The organism is Dietzia sp. B19, assembly GCF_014145155.1.
GTDB lineage: Bacteria > Actinomycetota > Actinomycetes > Mycobacteriales > Mycobacteriaceae > Dietzia > Dietzia natronolimnaea.
The window spans coordinates 1-5,492 of record NZ_JAALED010000035.1 but is presented as its reverse complement, the minus strand read 5'-3'; the positions used below and the strand labels follow the sequence as shown (position 1 = coordinate 5,492).

Sequence of the window (5,492 nt, the reverse complement as noted above, 5' to 3'; positions counted from 1 at the left end):
CGGGTGCGCGGTGGGCGAGGGCCGCGCGGCGGGCTCCGAGCACACCTCCCTCGTCGGGTCCCAGGAGGACCGCCCCGAGGGCATCGGCCTGCCGCAGGCCACCGACGTACCGGCCGAGGTCGGTGCGGCACTCGACCGGGCCGCCGGCCAGGAGGGCACGCGCGGCCTCGTCGCGGTCCACCGCGGTGAGATCCTCGACGAGTGGTACGCCGACGGCTTCGGTCCGGACACCCGGCAGCTCGGGTGGTCCATGGCCAAGAGCGTGGCGGCCACCCTGGTCGGGCGCGCGCAGCAGGAGTTCCCGGAGGCCGACCTCGACCCGGCGGACACGAACCTGCGCCCCGAGTGGACCGACGAGCGGGCGCAGATCTCCCTCGACGACCTGCTGCGCATGACCTCCGGGCTGGAGTGGGACGAGGACTACGACCTCGGCACCCCCATCACGCAGATGCTGTTCGCCGAGCCGGACATGGCCGCGTTCGCCGCCGCCCAACCGCTCGCCCACGAGCCCGGGACCGTCCGTCAGTACTCGTCGGGCACCACCAACATCGTGTGCGACCTGCTGCACGAGCGCACCGGCCTCGGGCCCGAGATGGCCGATCGGCTGCTGTTCGACCCGCTCGGGATGACCAGCGCGGTACTCGAGGCCGACGCCTCCGGCCGGTCGGTGTGCAGCTCGTATTTGTGGGCCACGCCGCGGGACTGGGCGCGGTTCGGGCAGTTCACGCTGGATGACGGCGAGGTGGACGGTCGCCGCCTGCTCCCCGCCGGATGGATGGACTACGCGACGAGCGTCGTCCCGGCCGGCGGTGAGCCCGAGCCCTACGGCGCGCAGTGGTGGACCAACGACGCCGGTGACGGCACCCCGCTGCGTCTTCCCGGGATTCCCGCGGACGCCTACTGGGCCTCGGGGCACGACGGGCAGTACATCGTGGTGGTCCCGTCGGCCGATCTCGTGGTGGTGCGGACCGGGTTCTCCCCCGGTGGGTCCATCGGCGCGCTCGGCATCGAGGACCTGGTCGGCGACCTCACCCGGGCCGTGGGTTGAGCCGGCTTACTGCTCAGCCCCAGGCCGCCTGGATGCCGGCGCTCGCCCGGTCGATCCGCTCGAGGCGGCTCTCGGTGTAGAGGGCCACCTGGTCCACGATCACGCGCATCCGGGCCGCGTCGTCCGGGGCCGCGTCCCACAGCGGGCGCAGTACCGCGTCGAGTCCGGCCGGCGCCGAGTGCGCCAGGTACTCGGCCACCCGGTGGATACGGTCGCGTTGACGATCCTGCCGGGCCCGGTGCCCCGGGTCGCTCATCACGTACCGCACGGCCATGGTCTTGAGCATCACCACCTCGGCCTCCACGTGCAGCGGCACCTCGAGGTCGGCGCTGTACCGCCCGTGCGGCATCTCACCGTGCACCTCGCGGGTGGTGTGGATGGCGGGCATGACGAACCGCCCGACCAGCTCGCTGGTCAGCGCCTTGAGGGCGACCGCTCCCGCGAAGGACTCCTCGAACGGCTGGACGGCGCGGACCGCGTCGAGCGCGCCGAGCCGCCCGGCCGCCTCGCGCAGCTGGTCGGCGTCGGGCCCCCGGAACTCGCGTGCGCCCAGCTCGGCCAGCGCCGCGACCTCCGACGGGTCGGTCAACGACCGCAGGTCCAGCCTGCCCGCCACGATCGCGTCCTCCACGTCGTGGACCGAATAGGCCACGTCATCGGAGAAGTCCATGATCTGCGCCTCCAGGCACCGGGTGTCCCCGGGTGCCCCCACGCGGATCCAGGCGAGGGTGTCCGCGTCGTCGGGATAGGCGCCGAACTTCCTGGTGCCCTCCCGCGGCAGCCACGGGTACTTGGTGGCCGCGTCCAACGCGGCGCGGGTGAGGTCCAGTCCGACCCCGCGCCCGTCGGCGTCGACGACCTTGGGTTCCAGCCGCGTGAGGATCCTGATCGTCTGGGCGTTGCCCTCGTATCCCCCGAACCCTCTCGCGACCTCGTCGAGGGCGCGCTCACCGTTGTGCCCGTAGGGCGGGTGTCCGATGTCGTGGCTCAACCCAGCCAGGTCGGCGAGGTCGGGGTCGCAGCCGAGGCCGGCGGCGATGCTGCGGGAGATCTGCGCGACCTCGAGGGAATGGGTGAGGCGGGTCCGCGGCGTGTCACCGTCCCCGGGCCCGACCACCTGCGTCTTGTCGGCGAGCCGTCGCAGAGCCGCCGAGTGCAGGACCCGCGCGCGATCCCTCTCGAACGGGCTGCGCTCACTGGCCGTCCCCCGCGCCCGGGCGGGCCCCTCACCCACCCGGCGCTCGGCGTCTGCGGCGTCGTACGCGTAACCCGTCATGCGCGTCTCCTGTCGGGCGAGTGTGCCCCGTCGTCGTCCCTGTCCGGTCGTGAACGTCGTGTCCACCGATCAGCCGGGGAAGTCCACGTCCGTCCCGGCGATCCGGTGGTACTGGTACCAGAGCACCGCTCCGGTCTCGCGGATGATGCTCAGGACCTGGTTCTCCCGGGTCCAGACTGCGGGACCCTGTCGGGTCGGCGACGTCCACGCGTCCAGTCCGGCGTCCCGGGCCATCATCCGCGCCCGATATGAGTGCGTGGGGTCGCTGACCAGCACCACGGAACCACCGCCCTGGTCACGCACGGTCAGGGCCACGGCGTCCAGACTGCCGACGGTGTTGGACCCGGTCTCGACCGCCAGGATCGCGGTGGGCGGCACCCCCAGCGTGGCCAGATAGGCGCGACCCGCACCGGCCTCGGTGAACCGGTCACCCGGCTGGTTCCCACCGACCGTGATGATCTGGGGGGCGACGCCCTCCTCGTAGAGGGTGGCGGCGTGGTCGAGTCGGGACTGGAACACCGGGGTCGGGACGCCGTCGTACTGGGCCGCGCCCAGGACGACGATCGCGTCCGCCGGCGTGCGGTCGTCCACCCGCGCGACGTGCCACACACGGAACGCGATGAAACCGGGGACGGCGAGACACAGCAACAGCGCGATGACCAGGAGCCATCCGATGGCCCTGGACACCGCCCGCAGCGGGGACCGGGATCTGTTCACCCGACCAGTGTGCCAGCGCCGGGTCAGCAGCCGATGAGCCGCTGCGCGAGGTACCCCTCGACCTGGTCGATGGCCACCCGCTCCTGCTGCATGGTGTCCCGCTCACGGATGGTCACGGCCTGGTCCTCGAGGGTGTCGAAGTCCACGGTGATGCAGAACGGGGTGCCGATCTCGTCATGGCGGCGGTAGCGGCGGCCGATGGCCTGCGCGTCGTCGAAGTCCACGTTCCAGCTCTTGCGCAGCTGCGCGGCCAGGTCCCGTGCCTTGGGCGAGAGGTCGGCGTTCCGCGAGAGCGGCAGCACGGCTGCCTTGAACGGCGAGAGACGCCGGTCGAGCTTGAGCACGGTCCGGGTGTCGACGCCGCCCTTGGAGTTGGGGGCCTCGTCCTCGGTGTAGGCGTCGATGAGGAACGCCATGAGCGACCGCGTCAGGCCGAAGCTCGGCTCGATGACATAGGGCACGTACTTCTCGCCCGAGGCCTGGTCGCGGTACTGCAGGTCCTCGCCGGAGTGGGTCTGGTGCTGGGTGAGGTCGTAATCCGTGCGGTTGGCCACGCCCATCAGCTCGCCCCAGGGGTTGCCGGAGAAACCGAACTTGTACTCGAAGTCGATCGTGCCGGCCGAGTAGTGGGCACGCTCGTCGTCCGGGACGTCGAAGCGGCGCATGTTCTCCGGGTCGATCCCCAGGTCCACGAACCAGTCCCAGCAGTCCTCGACCCACCGCTTGAACCACTCGTCGGCCTCGTCGGGCTTGGTGAAGAACTCGATCTCCATCTGCTCGAACTCACGGGTCCGGAAGATGAAGTTGCCGGGGGTGATCTCGTTGCGGAACGCCTTGCCGATCTGGCCGATCCCGAACGGCGGCTTACGCCGGGCGGTGGTCATGACGTTCTTGTAGTTGACGAAGATGCCCTGGGCGGTCTCGGGCCGGAGGTAGTGCAGGCCCTCCTTGTCGTCGACCGGGCCGAGGTAGGTCTTCATCAGGCCGGAGAACAACTGCGGCTCGGTCCACGAGCCGGGCTGGCCCGTGACGGGGTCGTTGATGTCCGCCAGTCCGTTGGCCGGCTCGCGCCCGTGCTTGGCGACGTAGGCCTCGATGAGGTGGTCGGCGCGGTAGCGCTTGTGCGTGTGGAGGGACTCCACCAGCGGGTCGGTGAAGGTGTCGACGTGGCCGGAGGCCTCCCACACCTTGCGGGGCAGGATGATCGAGGAATCTAGGCCCACGACGTCCTCGCGGCCGGTGACGAAGTTCCGCCACCACTGCTTCTTGATGTTGTCCTTGAGCTCCACGCCGAGCGGACCGTAGTCCCACGCCGAACGGGTTCCGCCGTAGATCTCGCCACACTGGTACACCAGTCCCCGGCGCTTGCAGAGGTTGACGACTGTGTCGATGACGGACGCTGAGGATGCCACGTCGGGGGTTCTCCCTTTGGTGAGTCGGTTGGCGGAGGTGTCGGGGTGGACGGCCTCGGCGCGGGCCGGCGCCCGCGGCACTTCTCACCAGGGTATCCGGTCCACCCCGGCGGTCTGGGATACTGGGGTCCCCCACCCGACACGGCGCAGGTCCCCACCGCGCCCGGAAGGTTGCAACTAATGGCATCCGGACCCGAGTCCCCGGCCGACGCCGGGTCTGCCGCGGAGATCCACGATCCCGGCTCCCACGCCGCCCCCGTGCCGCTGCCACCGCAGCACGTGGTCTCGGCCGCCGGCGAGTTGCTCCGTGCGCTCTCGGCTCCGCTGCGGATCGCGATAGTGCTGCAGCTCCGCGAGGGGCCGCGCTGCGTCCACGAGCTGGTGGACGCCCTGGAGGTCGCGCAGCCGCTGGTGAGCCAGCATCTGCGGGTGCTCAAGTCGTCCAACGTCGTCTCCGCCCACCGCCGGGGACGCGAGATCCGCTACGAGTTGCTCGACGACCATCTGTTGCACATCGTCGAGGCGGCCGTCGGGCACGCCGGGGAGGAGTAGGACGTGGACACACCGGACAAGTCGATCGGCGTGCGTTCGACCCGTCAACGCAGTGCCATCTCCGCGCTGCTCGACGAGTCCAAGGGGTTCCGTTCGGCCCAGGACCTCCACGCCGAACTCCGCGAGCGCGGGGACGCGATCGGGCTGACCACCGTCTACCGGACCCTGCAGTCGATGTCCGACGCGGGTGCGGTGGACGTGCTGCGCACCGACTCCGGGGAGTTGATCTTCCGGAAGTGCTCCGATTCGCACCATCATCACCTGGTGTGTCGGGTGTGCGGGTTCACGGTGGAGGTCGAGGAGCCGGGGGTCGAGACGTGGGCACACCGTGCCGGCGGGGCCCACGGCTTCACCGAGGTGACCCACACCGTCGAGTTGTTCGGCGTCTGCGCGGCGTGCGTCGCGGCGGGGAGGGGCGAGCCGACGGGCCGGGCGGACTGACTCGGGGTACGCCGGCGGATCCGCCGCCGCTCGTCTCGTCACCGCG

6 protein-coding genes are annotated in these 5,492 nt (G+C 70.9%); 3 read left to right on the top strand and 3 right to left on the bottom strand.

Going from position 1 to position 5,492, the window contains the following annotated elements; translation table 11 throughout:
- Positions 1–1,048: serine hydrolase (locus tag G6020_RS01605; protein WP_182609449.1), on the top strand; the 1,048-nt coding region annotated here is incomplete at its 5' end.
- 13 nt (positions 1,049–1,061) lie between these two features.
- On the opposite strand, the gene G6020_RS01600 is transcribed toward G6020_RS01605, so the two are convergent.
- The 3 genes from G6020_RS01600 to G6020_RS01590 form a co-directional block, all read right to left on the bottom strand.
- Positions 1,062–2,324: a deoxyguanosinetriphosphate triphosphohydrolase gene (locus G6020_RS01600; RefSeq protein ID WP_182609448.1), complete on the bottom strand. Its 1,263-nt coding sequence runs from the start codon at positions 2,322–2,324 to the stop codon at positions 1,062–1,064.
- Positions 2,325–2,393: 69 nt separating this feature from the next.
- Positions 2,394–3,011 carry a YdcF family protein gene (locus G6020_RS01595; protein ID WP_179526206.1) on the bottom strand — a complete coding sequence of 206 codons (618 nt, stop codon included), beginning with the start codon at positions 3,009–3,011 and terminating at the stop codon, positions 2,394–2,396.
- A 53-nt stretch (positions 3,012–3,064) separates the two neighbouring features.
- Complete coding sequence (locus G6020_RS01590) at positions 3,065–4,453, bottom strand: glycine--tRNA ligase (protein WP_179524974.1); 1,389 nt, start codon at positions 4,451–4,453, stop codon at positions 3,065–3,067.
- A 180-nt stretch (positions 4,454–4,633) separates the two neighbouring features.
- Between G6020_RS01590 and G6020_RS01585 the strand changes: the two genes are divergently transcribed.
- Together G6020_RS01585 and G6020_RS01580 are read left to right on the top strand one after the other, a co-directional pair.
- Positions 4,634–5,005: a metalloregulator ArsR/SmtB family transcription factor gene (locus G6020_RS01585; protein ID WP_179524973.1), complete on the top strand. Its 372-nt coding sequence runs from the start codon at positions 4,634–4,636 to the stop codon at positions 5,003–5,005.
- Between the two features lie 3 nt (positions 5,006–5,008).
- The gene (locus G6020_RS01580) at positions 5,009–5,446 is read left to right on the top strand and encodes a Fur family transcriptional regulator (RefSeq protein WP_182609447.1); all 438 of its coding nucleotides are present in this window, start codon (positions 5,009–5,011) and stop codon (positions 5,444–5,446) included.
- Positions 5,447–5,492: the final 46 nt, after the last annotated feature.

Excerpts from the sequence above, each read along its gene's own strand:
- G6020_RS01600 (WP_182609448.1), bottom strand. The coding sequence starts at position 2,324 with ATGACGGGTTACGCGTACGACGCCGCAGACGCCGAGCGCCGGGTGGGT.
- G6020_RS01585 (WP_179524973.1), top strand. The coding sequence starts at position 4,634 with ATGGCATCCGGACCCGAGTCCCCGGCCGACGCCGGGTCTGCCGCGGAG.